Origin of the sequence: Mycobacterium sp. 48b (assembly GCF_048282725.1) — a bacterium.
Lineage (GTDB): Bacteria > Actinomycetota > Actinomycetes > Mycobacteriales > Mycobacteriaceae > Mycobacterium.
Genome location: NZ_JBLVUL010000001.1, coordinates 6556809 through 6571500, shown reverse-complemented (window position 1 = coordinate 6571500; position 14692 = coordinate 6556809). Strand labels below are relative to the sequence as shown.

The window sequence follows — 14692 nt, the reverse complement described above, 5'->3', positions numbered from 1 at the left end:
GGTGCTGAGTGCAAGGATCGACCGGTGATCGATCACTTTGGAATCAACTGCAGTGACTGGGCCAAATCGAAGGAGTTCTACGACTCCGTGCTGGGCGTGCTCGGGTACAGCCGCCAGATGGACTACCAGGTCGCGATCGGCTACGGCAGTGAAGGAAAGCCCGACTTCTGGATTGCCGATGCCAGTGCGGGCGAGGCGGGCGGACCCAACCGGGAGATCCATGTGGCGTTCCATGCAGCCGACACCGATGCGGTGCAGGCGTTCTACGACGCCGCGCTGAAACTCGGGGCCGAGTCGCTGCACGCTCCGCGGCTGTGGCCCGAGTACCACCCGGGTTACTTCGGCGCCTTCGTCCGGGATCCGGACGGCAACAACGTCGAGGCGGTATTCCACGGTGCGGTGCAGTAGCCGCTAGAGCAGTTCCAGTTCCGAGATCAGCCAGTCGCCGTCGACGCGGGTGAGGCTGACCCGGTACGCCAGAGCGTCCTTGGTCGGTTCACCCCCACCCGCGGGCTCGGCCTTCTGGTCGACGAACGCCACCACCATGGCCTCGTCGGCAGACAGCGACTCCACACCGGTGTTGCGGACAGTCGCGGTCTGGGTGACGTTGTCCGGCTTCGTGCGGATCGTCTTGCGGTACTCATCGACCGCCGAGCCGGTCAGCAGTTCACTGACCGCGTCGATCTCACTGCGGCTGGTGGTGGGGGCGAAGCTCAGTACCTTGACCACGTTGGTGGCCACGAACTCGGTGACCTGCTCGCGGGCGTGGTCGTCGTCGGCGACGGGCACGGGCGCCGGCCGGCTCTTGACCGCCAACTGCCAGAAACCCAGGCCCATGACGACGATGATGCCGGCGACGAGGGCGCCGACCAGTTGCGTCCAACCCCGTGTGCGTGTCTGCATCAGTTCACGAACTCCAGCTTCGAGGCCTTGTAGGCGCCGTCGACATGGTCGACGGTGACCCGCACCCGTTGCAGTGAGACCACGCCGACCCGATTGCTCGTGACGGTGACCTTCGTGTCGACGGTGACGAGCACGACCGCCTCGTCGGAGAACAGCGATTCGACGCCGGCCCCGGTGACCGTGCCCTCGGTCTTGACGCCCAATTCCTGGGCCTTGCGCTTGATCTGCGGCGCCTGGCTCTTCAGATCGGCGCGGAACTCATCGGTGGCTCCATCCATGATCGCCTCGAGATCGCTGTCCGCCGTGTCGGCGCTCACGGTGACCGTGTGCAGCGCGAAGGTCCGGGCCGCGTCGACGTAGGGCTGCCACGACGGCGTGGTGCTCGCCGTCGGGGCGGCGCGGACGAACTGGCTCATCGCGAAGCCGATGGCGCACACCAGTAGTGCCGCCAGCACGCTCGGCACGACGACCCTTGCAGCGCTGCGCTTCTGGGGGCCACGAGGTTGCGGGATCGGGCTGGGGCCCGACCAGGTGGGGGAGTGGTGCGGCGCACTGAGCACCGGGGGAGCGGGTGCGGTGAAGGCCTGGGCCGCGATGATCCGCGGCGGATCTGTCGAGACCCGTTGCGCCGGCACCGGCCGGGCTGCCACCGGTTGCACCCTGGGAGGGCGCTGCGTAACCGGGGTGCTCGCCCGGGCGTCGGCGAGCGCCTTCGCGAAATCGCCGCACCGCGCATAGCGACCATCGCGGTCTTTTGCCATGCCCTTGAGCATCACCTCGTCCAGGTGGGCCAGTTCGGGACGATTGCTGCGCAGACTGGGCGGGAGCTCGTTGAGCTGCTTGCTGATCACCACGGCCGGATTGGAATGGTGGAACGGCGAATGTCCGGCCAGGAGTTGAAATGCACTGGCCGCCAAGGCGTATTGGTCGGCCCGTCCGTCCATCGCCTGCCCCAGGAGTTGTTCGGGGGCGGAGTAGGCCATCGAGCCGACGGCCATGTTGGTGGCGGTGATCCCGCTGATGTCGTCGATCCGGCGGGCGACGCCGAAGTCCGCCAACAGAATTCGACGCTGAGCCACCTCGGGTCCGGTCAGCAGGATGTTGGCGGGTTTGACATCGCGGTGGAGCAGGTGGCGCTCGTGCGCGTAGTCGAGGGCTTCGGCGATGGCGGTGACGATCTCGACAGCCTCGGACAGGGGCATGCCCTCGGGGTGCCGTTCGCGCACGTAGCGAGCGGCGTCGGTGCCGTCGACGTAGTCCATCGCGATCCACAGCTGTCCCTCGTGTTCGCCACGATCGTGCAGGCCGACGATGTGGGGATGCCAGAGCGAGGAGGCGATGTCGGCTTCGCGGTTGAACCGGTCGCGGTACTGGGCGTCACCGGTGAGCGCGGCGGGCATGATCTTGAGCGCGTCCTGGCGGGGTAGGCGCGGATGCTGCGCCAGATACACCTCGCCCATGCCGCCTGAGCCGAGTAGACGCTGAATCGTGTACCCGGCGAACACGTCGCCGGTATTCAACGGCATGCCCGTGATGGTAGTCGGACCGGTGCCGGGCCGGTTCGCGAGTAGCGTCGAGGCCATGGCTGCCGCTGATTCCGATGCCGTCCGAGAATTGCTGCGTGACGCATTCACCCGGCTCATCGAGCATGTCGACGATCTCACCGAAGGGCTGACCGAAGAGGTCTCGAGTTACCGCCCCACCCCGCAGGCCAACAGCATCGCGTGGCTGATCTGGCACAGCGCCCGCTGTCAGGACCTGCAGTTGTGCGACATCGCCGGGATCGAGCAGGTCTGGACCCGCGACGGGTGGAAGGACCGGTTCGGTCTCGATCTGCCGGGTAACGACATCGGATATGGGCACACTCCCGACGAGGTTGCGAAAGTGCACGCGTCGGCCGAACTGCTGGCGGGGTACTACCTGGCAGTGCACAAGGTGACGCTGGCCTACATCGCCGGGGTGACCGCGGAAGACCTCGGCCGCATCGTCGATCCGGGATGGGACCCGCCCGTGACGGCGAGCGCGCGGCTGGTCAGCATCATCGACGACTGTGCTCAGCACCTCGGCCAGGCGGCATACCTGCGCGGCATCATCCCTTGATCGTCCGGTGGTGGCCGCCCATCGGCCTCGCCGGGATGGTGTTGCTCGGTTGGGTGGTGCGTACCGGGCCGGTGGGCATCGATGACTGGTTCCAGCAGATCGGGGTCGGGCTCGGCTCGTATCGGGACGTCTTTCTGCTGTTCAGCAAGCCCATCGTGGGGGCCGTGGCATTGCTCGGCGGCATCGTTGTGGCCGTGCGGCAACGCCGGACCCGGCTGGCCCTCGCCATGGTGCTGACCCCGCTGTTGGCGATCGGCATCGTGCGGATCGCCAAGCCCCTCTTCGGGCGGGAAAAAGGGGGTGCCCTGGCCTATCCCAGCGGACACGCCACCTTCCTCGTGGCGGTGGCCGGTCTGCTCGTGGTGCTGGCCGGCGTCGCGCTCTGGGCGCTGATTCTCGCGATCACCGTGAGCGTGCTCGGCGTGTTCGGCCTCTCGATGACCTTCCACTACTTCACCGACACCATCGGCGCCGTGTTGCTGAGTACGTCGTTGGTGTGCGTCGCGGCGGTACTCGCTCGCGGTGCGCCTCACGGCCCGGCCGGCACCGCCTCCGCCGGACTTCGCTGAGCGATCAGCCGGGGGCCGCGCACGGTTCACCCGCTGGCCAACTCGAATCGCGAGGTCGTCAGGCACGACGCGCGACCCGGTCGCCCGCAGGCATGTTCAAGATCGATCAACCATCAAGCACCAGTTGGCAGTTCGGTCCACAGGCCGGCGACCGGTGTTGCATTCGGCAAGACTTTCAGATCGGGTGCCATGGCTCAGCAAACTCTGGTCATCGATCACGAGCTGGGCGTAAGGCTACTTTTCGGGTTTTGCGGCAACAGTGTCGGTCCGTGAGATATTTGCAAACGCAACAACTGAAAATCGTCACCTGAGAAAAAGCTGAGATCTTGATGAGCGAAGAGTAATTTTCTGCGCGTGCCGAGCTACCGGCGCAGCCCAAATAGCAAGTCATCGAGGGGATCTCATCTTGAACAGTCGTGTTTCGAGCAGTTTGACCGCGTGTGCCGCCATCGCCACCGCCGGTGCCATCGCGATCACTCCTGTCGTTGCGTCACCGCCGACGCCGCCACGCATGGTGGACGCGTCGGCGGCGCTGATGGCCAGCTTCGAGGGTATGAACCAAGCGGGTTTGGTGTTCATGGCCGGCCAGCGGCTCGCTGAGCAGTTCGTGCAGGCACCGCTGACCCCGTTCGTCCTTGCGGCCCAGCTCGCGGCCGGCGACAACGAGCGACTGTTCTCCCAGATCCGGCAGATTGTCGATTCGCCGGTGTACGTTGCCGATCCGCTCATCGAGGCGATCGCCATCACGTTGCCGGATGAGTTCGGCGGAGGCTCGGACCACGTCACCAACACCACGGCCGGCGACGGCGCCTTCATGCAGTTCCGCAACAACGAGCTGCTGGGCCTCCGGGACGCCATCAACGCTCAGTTCGCCGCGGCGCTCGACGTCGACACCCCGTGGCCGAACGAGAACTACACCGCGGCCCTCGCGCAGGGACTGCAGGAGTCGGCGGTGCGAAGCGTCAACGGCGTCGTGCTGGGGGCGGTCGGTCTCGTCTCGGTGGCGCAGGCGATGGCGTCCGGCGACAACCTTGCGGTATACAAGGCCGTGAAGGAATACATCGATGCCCCGCTGTGGGCCGCGGATCCGGCCATCGAGGGGCTGGCCGAGGCGCTCCCGGCCGGGCTCGGTGGCGGCACCAATCACGACCCGACCGACCCCACCGGTGACGGCGCCCTCATGCAGTTCCGCAACAACCAACTGATCGGTGCACGCGATTCCGTGCGCATCGCCGCCGCCAACGTGCTCGGCGTCCGCGACAAGGTGGACAGCACCGGCAACGTCATCACCAGCAGCCTCGATCGGAGCCGGCTCCTGTCGGCCCCCGGTGACGAGGACCGCAAGCCGGACGTGGCCAACCTCAAGCCCCACGTGACGAGTCTCAACGCCGCGGTGACCGACGCCAAGGACAAGGCCGAGCAGCGCAGGGCCAAGGCCAAGTCGAACGTGGACAAGGCGGTGGGGCAGGCACGCGAGGCGGTCAAGAACGTGGCCCAGAAACTCGCCCCGAAGAACAAGAAGGCGGCCGAGCAGAAGAAGGCCAAGGGTTCGGAGGACTGAGGGGTTCCTCCGGTACCGGGCCCGCGCCCAGATCGTGGACAAGGGGTCTCCGCGATCTGGGCGCGGGGTCGCGAATCGAGCGCACTTGACAGGTGTCAACCCCGGTGCGACGTGGGTCACACACGGTGATTAACATAGGCCTCATGACAGCGACGCCAGATGTAGCTCGGACCGCGGATTTCACGGGTTCCGGCACTATTCACAACCCCGCCACCGGGGCCGTCGCCGGCCAGGTGACCTGGACCGACGCCGCCGACGTGCCGCGTATCGCGGCCGGTCTGCGGGAAGCTCAGAAGGAATGGGAGGCCCGCGGCGCCAAAGGCCGCGCCAAGGTGCTCTCCCGCTACGCGGTGTGGTTGGGCGACCACCGCGACGAGATCGAGAAACTCCTGATCGCCGAGACCGGCAAGTCGGCCATGGACGCCGCGCAAGAGGTCCCGCTGCTGATCATGATCCTCTCCTACTACATCAAGGTGGTGGAGCAGGCGATGGCGCCGGATACCCGTCCGGCCGCGCTGCCCATCATGTCGATCAAGAAGATCTCGGTGCATTACCGGCCGCGCGCCGTCGTCGGGATCATCGCGCCGTGGAACTACCCCGTGGCCAACGCCATGATGGACGCCATCGGCGCCCTGGCCGCCGGGTGCGCAGTGCTGCTCAAACCGTCTGAGCGCACCCCGCTGACCGCCGAGGTGCTGCTGCGCGGCTGGCTGGATTCCGGTGCCCCCGAGGTCTTCGCCCTCGCACAAGGTGCGCGTGCGGTGTCCGAGGCCGTCATCGACAACTCCGACTACGTCCAGTTCACCGGTTCCTGTGCCACCGGAGCCAAGGTGATGGAGCGTGCCGCTCGTCGGCTGACCCCGGTGAGCCTGGAGCTCGGCGGCAAGGACCCGATGATCGTGCTCGAGGACGCCGACGTCGAGCTCGCCGCCAACGCCGCGGTGTGGGGCGGGATGTTCAACGCAGGCCAGACCTGCGTGTCCGTCGAGCGGGTCTATGTGCTCGATCCGGTCTACGACCAGTTCGTCGCCGCCACGGTGAAGGCCGTCGAGAACCTCAAGATGGGTACCGGCGAGGGCTACCACTTCGGCTCCCAGATCGACGACAGCCAGGTGGCGATCACCGAACGGCACGTCAACGAGGCCATCGCCGCCGGCGCCAAGGCGCTGACCGGTGGCAAGCGCCCCGAAGGCGGAGGCAGCTTCTTCGAGCCCACCGTGCTCGTCGACGTCGACCACTCGATGGCCTGCATGACCGAGGAGACGTTCGGGCCGACACTGCCGATCATGAAGGTGTCGTCGGTCGAAGAAGCCATCCGGCTGGCCAACGACAGCCCGTACGGGCTGAGCGCGTCGGTGTTCTCCAAGGACGTCGATCGCGCCAAGGCCATTGCGCTGCAGCTTGATTGCGGCGCGGTCAACGTCAACGACGTGATCTCCAACCTGATGTGCACCACCGCGCCGATGGGCGGTTGGAAGACCTCGGGCATCGGTGCGCGTTTCGGCGGCCTCGACGGGGTGCGCAAGTTCTGCAAGCAGGAGACCGTGGTGGTGCCGCGCACCAGTGTGGGCGCAGGCGGCAGCTACTACAACAACTCGGAGAAGGCGATCGTCCGGATGAACAAGCTGCTGACCAAGCTGGCGCTGGCGCGTCCACGCCGCAAGGCCAAGTAGCGACCTACCGGCCGTTCACCCCGGCGACACCTTGGTGTTCGCCGGGGTGGATACCGTCGGCCGGTGACTCTGGACATCACCGGCTACACCGTCCGTGACGACGATGACGACGACCCCGTGCTGTTGCTGGAACCCGGCGGCGAGGTCGTCGACACCTGGCGGGAGAACTACCCGTACGAGGACCGCATGTCGCGTCAGGAGTACGAGGAGCAGAAGCGCCTGCTGCAGATCGAGTTGCTGAAGCTGCAGAAGTGGAGCCAGGGCAACGGACTGCGGCACGTCATCGTCTTCGAGGGACGTGACGCGGCCGGCAAGGGCGGCACCATCAAGCGGTTCATGGAGCACCTCAACCCCCGCGGCGCCCGGGTGGTCGCGCTGGAGAAGCCGACCGAGAAGGAGCGCACGCAGTGGTACTTCCAGCGCTACGTGCAGCACCTGCCCGCCGCCGGTGAGATCGTGCTGTTCGACCGCTCCTGGTACAACCGCGCCGGGGTGGAGCGCGTGATGGGCTACTGCTCGCCCAAACAGCACGCCGAATTCATCCGCCAGGCCCCGTTGTTCGAGCAGATGCTGGTCAACGACGGCATCAGCCTGACCAAGCTGTGGTTCTCCGTCACACAGTCCGAGCAGCGCACCCGGTTCACGATCCGCCAGGTCGACCCGGTGCGGCAGTGGAAGCTCTCACCCACCGATCTCGCGTCGCTGGACAAGTGGGAGGACTACACGGCGGCCAAGGAAGACATGTTCGCCTGGACCGACACCGAAATGGCGCCCTGGACCGTGGTCAAGAGCAATGACAAGAAACGCGCCCGCATCAACGCCATGCGCTACGTGCTCGGTAAGTTCGATTACGACAACAAGGATTTTGACGTGGTCGGCCACGCCGATCCGCTGATCGTGGGGCGTGCCCTGTCGGACTGAGCAGTCGGACCGCCGCCCGAGAACTAGGAGGACGGCGTGCGATTCGTCATGACGCTGTTCCTGTGGGTGCTGACGACGATCCTGCTGGCGGCCGCCGTGCCCTCGGCGTGGGTGCAGAAGAACATCATCGACCAGCAGGGCTACTCGGCGTTCGCCGCGGCTGCGGCGACCGACCCGCAGTTACAACAGGCGGTGGCCGGTGAACTCACCACCCAGGTGCAGTCCCTGGCGGCGCAGAACGGAACCGACGTGGACTCGCGACGGATCCGCGCCGTGGCAGGTGCCTACACCTCACGTCCGGATTTTCCCGGTCAGTTCGCCCTGGCCAACCAGGTCGCGCACACCTGGATGTTCACCGACCGGTTGTCCCGGAACGAGAACGGCAACTGGGTGATCGACCTCGCCCCCATGCTCTCGGACGACTCGTTCCGCGAAACCCTGTCCGGTTTCGGTGTCGAGGTGCCGCAAACTCTGACGGTGCCCATCGCGTCGTCGGCGCCCGACAGCTTGCGGCCGGGCATATTGCGTCCGCTGGCCGTGTGGGGCCCGTGGGTCAGCGTCGGGGTGACGGTGCTGGCCGGTGTCTTCGCTCTGTTGACCTTGGCGGTGGCTCGGGCCCGCGGTAAAGCCCTTGCTGCACTGGGAATTTCCGCTCTGCTGGTGGGTGCGGCGGGTTGGGCCGGGTTGGAGACGGGCCGGCGCTACCTCAACGAGGCGCTCAACCACACCAGCGGCGACATCCGGCAGATCGCCGACGCCATGGCCGGCCATGCGATCGACAGCCTGCACCAATGGCTGAACCTCACCCTGGCCGCCGGTGGTGGGCTGGTGGTGTTCGGGATCATCGTGGCGTTGCTCGGTGGCCTGCGCCGTCGGGATTGACGGCCGGCCACCTCAGATGCGTTCCCACGGACGCAGGTAGGCCTGCTGGGCTAGGAGCCGATGGTCTGCCAGAGGAACTCGTAGGTCAGCGCCGCCTTGAAAGCCGCCTGCTTGTTGTCGGCCGCACCGCCGTGACCACCCTCGATGTTCTCGTAGTACAGCACCCGGTGCCCGGCTGCCTCCAGCGCCGCGGTCATCTTCCTGGCGTGGCCAGGATGCACCCGGTCATCGCGCGTCGACGTGGTGATCAGGATCGGCGGATACTTCGCGTCCTTCGAAATATTTTGGTACGGCGAGTATTTCGACATGAACTCCCAGTCGGCCGGGTCGTCGGGATTGCCGTACTCGGCCACCCATGACGCGCCCGCCAGCAGCAGGTGGAAACGCTTCATGTCCAGCAGCGGCACGCTGCAGACCAGCGCTCCGAACAGCTCCGGATAGTGCGTCAGCATGACACCCATCAGCAGCCCACCGTTGCTGCCACCGGATGCGCCGAGCTGCTCGACGGTGGTGATGCCGCGGCGCACCAGATCCGTTGCGACCGCGGCGAAATCCTCGTACACCAGGTGACGGTTCTCCCGCATTGCCTGCTTGTGCCAGCCCGGCCCGTACTCACCGCCACCGCGGATGTTGGCCTGCACATAGGTCCCTCCGCGGGCCAGCCAGGCCCGCCCGGCACCCCCGATGTAGCCCGGTGTCAACGAGTTCTGGAATCCGCCGTAGCCGTAGAGGTGCGTGGGGCTCGGCTCGTCACGGCGTCCGACCACAAAATAGGGCACCTCGGTGCCGTCCTTGGACGTGGCGAAGAACTGCTCGACGCGGATGCCGGTGGCGTCGTAGAACGCCGGTGCCGACTTGACCTCGACGAGTGGGCCGCCGGCGGTGCCGTACAGCAGCCGCGACGGGGTGGTGAATCCGCTTGAGTTGTAGAAGACCTCGTCACCTTCGTGATCGATGTCGACGACGATGGTGTCCGTCGCAGGCGGAATATCCGGCGCGTCCCTGCGCTCCCACGTCCCGGGTGTGACGACCTCGACGTGGCTGGCGACATCACGCAGCGTGATCAGGATCAGCTTCTCCTTGGTCCACTGCACACTCGACAGGCTGCTGTGCTCGTCGGGCTCGTAGATCATCGCGAGATCGGCTGTACCGGAGAGGAAATCGTCGAACTTGGTGCCCAGCAGCGCGCCCGCCGGATAGGTGACCTCACCCACCTGCCAGTCGCTCCGCAGTGAGATCAGCAGCCACTCGCGGTGCAGCGACAACGACGAGTCGGTCGGGACCTTGAGTTCGATGAGCTCGCCGTCGCGGGCCTCGTAGCGGATGCGGTGGTAGAAGTCGGTGTAGCGGCCCAAACGGGTGTGCTCGAACCCCGGGGTCCGGTCGATCGAGGCGATCACCCGGACATCGGTCGGCTCGGCTTCGTACACGGTCTCGGCATCGGTCAACGGCTCACCGCGGCGCCAGCGTTTGGCGATACGTGGATAACCGGATTCGGTCATCGAGCCTTCGCCGAAGTCGGTGCACACCAGCAGGGTGTCCTCGTCCTCCCAGGACACCGAGGACTTGGCTTCGGCCAACTCGAAACCGCCGGCGACGAATTCCCTTGTCCGCATGTCGAACTCGCGGACCACGGTGGCATCGGCGCCGCCCCGGGACAGACTGATCATGGCCAGCGTGTGGTCCGGCTCGATCACCTCGGGTCCGGCCCACACCCAGTTCTCGTCCTCGGCGCGGGCCAACTCGTCCAGGTCCAGGATCACGTCCCAGTCGGGCTCCTCGGCCCGGTAGCTCTCCAGCGTGGTGCGCCGCCACAGACCGCGCGGGTTCGCCTCGTCGCGCCAGAAGTTGTACAGGTACTCACCGCGCCGGCCCGGATAGGGGATCCGGGCATCGGTGTCGAGGATCTCCAGCACCTCGGAGCGCATCGCCTCGAAACGCTCACCGCCCAACTGCGCGACCGTCGGCTCGTTGTGTGCCCGCACCCACGCCAACGCGTCGTCGCCGGTGATGTCCTCGAGCCACAGGTAAGGGTCCTTCGCCATGCCCACATTGTTACCGCGCGCGTACTGTGAGCTGAACTACACCAGTGCCCGGGAGAAACGAGGATGTGATGGGTCAAGCGCCGGCGCGCGCCCTGATCACCGCCGCTGCCGCCGATCTGCTGGCACGGCTGCAGGAGCGCCACGGCCCGCTGATGTTCCATCAGTCCGGCGGCTGCTGTGACGGCTCCTCCCCGATGTGTTACCCCGATGGTGAGTTCATCGTCGGTGACCGCGACATCCTGCTGGCGATCCTCGACGTCGGTACCGGAGTACCGGTGTGGATCTCCGGCCCGCAGTTCGAGGCGTGGAAGCACACGCAGCTGGTGATCGACGTCGTCGCAGGTCGCGGCGGCGGCTTCAGCCTGGAAGCACCCGAAGGCATGCGGTTCCTGTCCCGCGGCCGCGCCTTCACCGAGGCCGAGAACGACGCGCTAACCGGGCAGCCTCCGGTGACCGGAACGCAGTACAGCGTCGGTGTCCGACCGCCCGACACCGGCAGCCACATCGTCGCGGCCGCCGAGGACGCGTGCCCGATACCGGCGCGGACGGTGCCTACTTCGCCAAGGTGAACTGGACGACGTCGGTCTGGCGCCGCCGGAACAGCTTCGCGCAGCCGGTCAGATACTTCATGTAGCGCTCGTAGACGTCCTCGGACTGGGTCGCGACGGCCTGCTCACGGTTGGCCTCCAGGTTGGCAGCCCAGACGTCGAGGGTCAGTGCGTAGTGCGGCTGCAGCGATTGCTCCCGGGTGACCGTGAAGTCGGCCGCGGTCGCGTGCTCGTTCACCATCGGGATCGACGGCAGCTGCCCACCCGGGAAGATCTCGGTCAGGATGAACTTGATGAACCTGGCCAGCTCGAAGGTGACGGGCACGCCCATCTCATGGGCTCTGCGCGGATCGATCCCGCAGATGGTGTGCAGCAGCATCACGCCGTCGGACGGCAGCGCCCGATAGGCCTTGTCGAAGAAGGCCGGGTAGCGGTCGCGGCCGAAGTGCTCGAACGCGCCGATCGAGACGATCCGGTCGACAGGCTCGTCGAACTGTTCCCAGCCCTGCAGCAGGACCCGCCTGCTGCGGTCGGTGTCCATACCGTCGAACATCTGGCCGACGTGCGCAGCCTGGTTCTTCGACAGCGTCAGCCCTACGACGTCGACGTCGTAGCGTTCGATGGCGCGTCGCATGGTCGCACCCCAACCACATCCGACGTCGAGCAACGTCATTCCGGGTTCGAGCCCCAACTTGCCGAGCGCCAGATCGATCTTGGCGATCTGGGCTTCCTCCAATGTCATGCCGTCACGTTCGAAGTACGCGCAGCTGTAGGTCTGCGTCGGATCGAGAAACAGGCGGAAGAAGTCATCAGAGAGGTCGTAGTGGGCTTGGACGTCGGCGAAGTGTGGAGTCAGGGATTTCGGCACGTGGTGCCTTTCTGCTGGTTCGTCGGTCAAGGAGCAGATCGCAGCCGCGACCCTCATATGGCATTCGGAGCCGCTCCCGACGTGGATGGCTACGAATCGATATCGGCCGGGGCGCGCCGTGCCGGTGCCGCTGACGTAGCGGGTTGCGGCGTTATCGTCGAAGAGTGATTCCGCTGCCACGGGCGTGGCTGCTGACCAGCGCCATGTTGGTCGGCGTAGCGGTCGGGCTGCTGGCAGGGATTGCCACGACATTGCTGGTGACGGCCACCGTCCGGCCCGACGCCGTGATCGCACTCGTCCTCGGGGTACCCGGCGTCCTCGGGATATTGACCGTCCTGGTTTCGGGGCGGCGGTGGGTCACGGCGCTGGGCGCCTGTGTCCTCGGCATCGCGCCCGGCTGGTTCGGCGCCCTCGCGATCATCCAGGTGGCCACCCATGCCTGAGAACGTCGACACCTCTACCGCGGACTTCACCCCGTTGTTCGACACGGGGGAGACCGCGGTCCTCGACGAGGAATTCCCAGCCGAAACGGCATCCGCGGAAGACATGACCCCGGACGAGACGGCGTCCGACGACGCGCCCTCGGCGCCGCTGCCCGCTCCGGCCCCGTCGGTGGTGGTGGAAGGGACCTACCTGTCGGTCAAGTGGTGGACGTTCGTCGGCGTGCTGGCCGGGGTTTGGCTCGTGTCCGCAGCAGCCGGAGCAGGCCTGTACTACTACTGGTACCAGTCGCCCGACAAGACCTGGCCGGTGTTCGTCGCACTCGCCTACATCGTCGTCACCACGGTCGGCGCCCTGGTGGCGTCGACCGCCCAGCGCAAACCCGTGGTATCTGCCCTGGCCATCGCACTGATGTCGGCGCCGCTCGCGGCGATGTCCGCCGCCGCGGTTTTCTACGGCGCCTACGTGTTCGGCTGGATCGCCCGGTAGGACCATTGCGCCGCCCACTAGGGTGGGGTCGTGACCCACTTTGACGTCGTCGTTCTCGGAGCTGGCCCCGGTGGATACGTCGCGGCCATTCGTGCCGCCCAATTGGGGCTGAGCACCGCAATTGTCGAACCCAAATACTGGGGCGGCGTGTGCCTCAACGTCGGGTGTATCCCGTCCAAGGCGTTGCTGCGCAATGCGGAACTCGCACACATCTTCAACAAGGAAGCCAAGACCTTCGGCATCAGCGGTGAGGCCACCTTCGACTACGGCGCGGCCTTCGATCGCAGCCGCAAGGTCGCCGACGGCCGCGTCGCCGGCGTGCACTTCCTGATGAAGAAGAACAAGATCACCGAGGTTCACGGCTACGGCACCTTCACCGGGCCCAAGTCGATGTCGGTGAAGCTCAACGAGGGTGGGACCGAGGAGCTCACGTTCGACAACGCGATCATCGCGACCGGATCGTCTACCCGACTGGTGCCGGGCACCTCGTTGTCCGACAACGTCGTCACCTACGAAACCCAGATCCTCTCGCGCGAGCTGCCGGGCTCGATCATCATCGCCGGCGCAGGCGCGATCGGCATGGAGTTCGCCTACGTGCTGAAGAACTACGGCGTCGACGTCACCATCGTCGAGTTCCTGCCGCGCGCACTGCCCAACGAGGATGCCGAGGTCTCCAAGGAGATCGAGAAGCAGTACAAGAAGCTGGGCGTCAAGATCCTCACCGGCACCAAGGTCGAGGGCATCTCGGACGATGGTTCGACGGTCAAGGTCACCGTGAGTAAGGACGGCAACACCGAAGAGCTCAAGGCCGACAAGGTGTTGCAGGCCATCGGCTTTGCGCCCAACGTCGAGGGCTTCGGCCTGGAAGCCGCCGGGGTGTCGTTGACCGACCGCGGGGCGATCGCCATCGACGACTACATGCGCACCAACGTGCCGGGCATCTACGCCATCGGTGACGTCACCAGCAAGCTGCAGCTGGCCCACGTCGCCGAGGCCCAGGGCGTCGTCGCAGCCGAAACCATCGGCGGCGCTGAGACTCTCGCGCTGGGTGACTACCGGATGATGCCGCGCGCCACGTTCTGCCAGCCGCAGGTGGCCAGCTTCGGTCTCACCGAGGAGCAGGCCAAGGCCGAGGGCTACGACGTCGTCGTCGCCAAATTCCCGTTCACCGCCAACGGCAAGGCCCACGGCCTGGCCGACCCGACCGGTTTCGTGAAGCTGATCGCCGACAAGAAGCACCTCGAGCTGATCGGCGGGCACCTGATCGGGCCGGACGTCTCGGAGCTGTTGCCCGAGCTGACGTTGGCGCAGAAGTGGGACCTGACCGCCAACGAGCTGGCCCGCAACGTGCACACCCACCCGACCCTGTCGGAGGCGCTGCAAGAGTGCTTCCACGGTCTGGCCGGCCACATGATCAACTTTTGAGAAACGAAATCGTCGCCGGCATAGTCGGATTGGTGGTCGGCCACATTGTGTGGCTGGCCGCCATCACGTTGGCGACCGAAGGCTCCCGGGTGAACATCTGGGTGCTGCTGGTCGCGGCACTGTCTCTCATCGGCGGTGCCGCGGGCGGATACTTCGGGTGGCGTAAGTATCAGCAGAAATCCCACACCTGGGCTGCGTTCCTGTGGGCGTTGCCGGTGTCCCCGGTGATCTTCTCGCTCGTGCTGCTCGGGGTCACCTACCTGTAGT

16 protein-coding genes are annotated in these 14692 nt (G+C 66.2%); 12 read left to right on the top strand and 4 right to left on the bottom strand.

The window, feature by feature from the left end; genetic code table 11:
• Positions 1-24: 24 nt before the first annotated feature.
• A complete protein-coding gene (locus ACNQR1_RS32170; RefSeq protein ID WP_418049569.1) occupies positions 25-408 on the top strand; it encodes a VOC family protein in 384 nt (127 codons plus the stop codon).
• A 3-nt stretch (positions 409-411) separates the two neighbouring features.
• Here ACNQR1_RS32170 and ACNQR1_RS32165 read toward each other — a convergent pair whose 3' ends face one another.
• Positions 412-903 (bottom strand): hypothetical protein, encoded by a 492-nt coding sequence (locus ACNQR1_RS32165; RefSeq protein ID WP_418049568.1) that lies wholly within the window; start codon positions 901-903, stop codon positions 412-414.
• Positions 903-2429, bottom strand: a complete 1527-nt coding sequence (locus ACNQR1_RS32160) for a protein kinase domain-containing protein (protein ID WP_418049567.1) — start codon at positions 2427-2429, stop codon at positions 903-905. The genes ACNQR1_RS32165 and ACNQR1_RS32160 overlap by 1 nt, the downstream gene beginning before the upstream one ends.
• Before the next feature lie 55 nt (positions 2430-2484).
• Between ACNQR1_RS32160 and ACNQR1_RS32155 the strand changes: the two genes are divergently transcribed.
• The 6 genes from ACNQR1_RS32155 to ACNQR1_RS32130 all read left to right on the top strand — a co-directional run bounded on the left by ACNQR1_RS32155 (position 2485) and on the right by ACNQR1_RS32130 (position 8609).
• Positions 2485-3003 (top strand): mycothiol transferase, encoded by a 519-nt coding sequence (locus tag ACNQR1_RS32155; RefSeq protein ID WP_418049566.1) that lies wholly within the window; start codon positions 2485-2487, stop codon positions 3001-3003.
• Positions 3000-3572 (top strand): PA-phosphatase, encoded by a 573-nt coding sequence (locus ACNQR1_RS32150; RefSeq protein WP_418049565.1) that lies wholly within the window; start codon positions 3000-3002, stop codon positions 3570-3572. The genes ACNQR1_RS32155 and ACNQR1_RS32150 overlap by 4 nt, the downstream gene beginning before the upstream one ends.
• A gap of 406 nt (positions 3573-3978) precedes the next feature.
• The gene (locus ACNQR1_RS32145; RefSeq protein ID WP_418049564.1) at positions 3979-5133 is read left to right on the top strand and encodes a hypothetical protein; all 1155 of its coding nucleotides are present in this window, start codon (positions 3979-3981) and stop codon (positions 5131-5133) included.
• A 143-nt stretch (positions 5134-5276) separates the two neighbouring features.
• A complete protein-coding gene (locus ACNQR1_RS32140) occupies positions 5277-6806 on the top strand; it encodes an aldehyde dehydrogenase family protein (protein ID WP_418049563.1) in 1530 nt (509 codons plus the stop codon).
• A 63-nt stretch (positions 6807-6869) separates the two neighbouring features.
• The gene (gene ppk2, locus ACNQR1_RS32135; protein ID WP_418049562.1) at positions 6870-7727 is read left to right on the top strand and encodes a polyphosphate kinase 2; all 858 of its coding nucleotides are present in this window, start codon (positions 6870-6872) and stop codon (positions 7725-7727) included.
• Positions 7728-7763: 36 nt separating this feature from the next.
• Complete coding sequence (locus tag ACNQR1_RS32130) at positions 7764-8609, top strand: hypothetical protein (protein ID WP_418049561.1); 846 nt, start codon at positions 7764-7766, stop codon at positions 8607-8609.
• Positions 8610-8659: 50 nt separating this feature from the next.
• On the opposite strand, the gene ACNQR1_RS32125 is transcribed toward ACNQR1_RS32130, so the two are convergent.
• A complete protein-coding gene (locus ACNQR1_RS32125; RefSeq protein ID WP_418049560.1) occupies positions 8660-10654 on the bottom strand; it encodes a prolyl oligopeptidase family serine peptidase in 1995 nt (664 codons plus the stop codon).
• A 68-nt stretch (positions 10655-10722) separates the two neighbouring features.
• On the opposite strand from ACNQR1_RS32125, the gene ACNQR1_RS32120 reads away from it, so the two are divergent.
• Positions 10723-11223, top strand: a complete 501-nt coding sequence (locus ACNQR1_RS32120) for a DUF779 domain-containing protein (RefSeq protein WP_418049559.1) — start codon at positions 10723-10725, stop codon at positions 11221-11223.
• Here ACNQR1_RS32120 and ACNQR1_RS32115 read toward each other — a convergent pair.
• A complete protein-coding gene (locus ACNQR1_RS32115) occupies positions 11207-12070 on the bottom strand; it encodes a cyclopropane mycolic acid synthase family methyltransferase (protein ID WP_418050588.1) in 864 nt (287 codons plus the stop codon). The genes ACNQR1_RS32120 and ACNQR1_RS32115 overlap by 17 nt on opposite strands.
• A gap of 164 nt (positions 12071-12234) precedes the next feature.
• Between ACNQR1_RS32115 and ACNQR1_RS32110 the strand changes: the two genes are divergently transcribed.
• From ACNQR1_RS32110 to ACNQR1_RS32095, 4 genes are read left to right on the top strand one after another with little or no spacing between them, the layout of a single operon-like run.
• Positions 12235-12513: a putative holin gene (locus ACNQR1_RS32110; RefSeq protein ID WP_418049558.1), complete on the top strand. Its 279-nt coding sequence runs from the start codon at positions 12235-12237 to the stop codon at positions 12511-12513.
• On the top strand, positions 12506-13000 hold the full coding sequence (locus ACNQR1_RS32105; protein WP_418049557.1) for a hypothetical protein: 495 nt from the start codon (positions 12506-12508) through the stop codon (positions 12998-13000). Before ACNQR1_RS32110 ends, ACNQR1_RS32105 begins: the two co-directional genes overlap by 8 nt.
• A 30-nt stretch (positions 13001-13030) precedes the next feature.
• Positions 13031-14425, top strand: a complete 1395-nt coding sequence (gene lpdA / locus ACNQR1_RS32100) for a dihydrolipoyl dehydrogenase (protein ID WP_418049556.1) — start codon at positions 13031-13033, stop codon at positions 14423-14425.
• A complete protein-coding gene (locus ACNQR1_RS32095) occupies positions 14422-14691 on the top strand; it encodes a hypothetical protein (RefSeq protein ID WP_418049555.1) in 270 nt (89 codons plus the stop codon). The genes lpdA and ACNQR1_RS32095 overlap by 4 nt, the downstream gene beginning before the upstream one ends.
• The last annotated feature ends 1 nt before the right edge of the window (position 14692 follow it).

Bases quoted from the DNA above. Each gene is read 5' to 3' on its own strand.
- ACNQR1_RS32165 (WP_418049568.1), bottom strand. From the start codon at position 903: ATGCAGACACGCACACGGGGTTGGACGCAACTGGTCGGCGCCCTCGTC.
- ACNQR1_RS32160 (WP_418049567.1), bottom strand. From the start codon at position 2,429: ATGCCGTTGAATACCGGCGACGTGTTCGCCGGGTACACGATTCAGCGT.
- ACNQR1_RS32155 (WP_418049566.1), top strand. From the start codon at position 2,485: ATGGCTGCCGCTGATTCCGATGCCGTCCGAGAATTGCTGCGTGACGCA.
- ACNQR1_RS32140 (WP_418049563.1), top strand. From the start codon at position 5,277: ATGACAGCGACGCCAGATGTAGCTCGGACCGCGGATTTCACGGGTTCC.
- ACNQR1_RS32125 (WP_418049560.1), bottom strand. From the start codon at position 10,654: ATGGCGAAGGACCCTTACCTGTGGCTCGAGGACATCACCGGCGACGAC.
- ACNQR1_RS32120 (WP_418049559.1), top strand. From the start codon at position 10,723: ATGGGTCAAGCGCCGGCGCGCGCCCTGATCACCGCCGCTGCCGCCGAT.
- ACNQR1_RS32105 (WP_418049557.1), top strand. From the start codon at position 12,506: ATGCCTGAGAACGTCGACACCTCTACCGCGGACTTCACCCCGTTGTTC.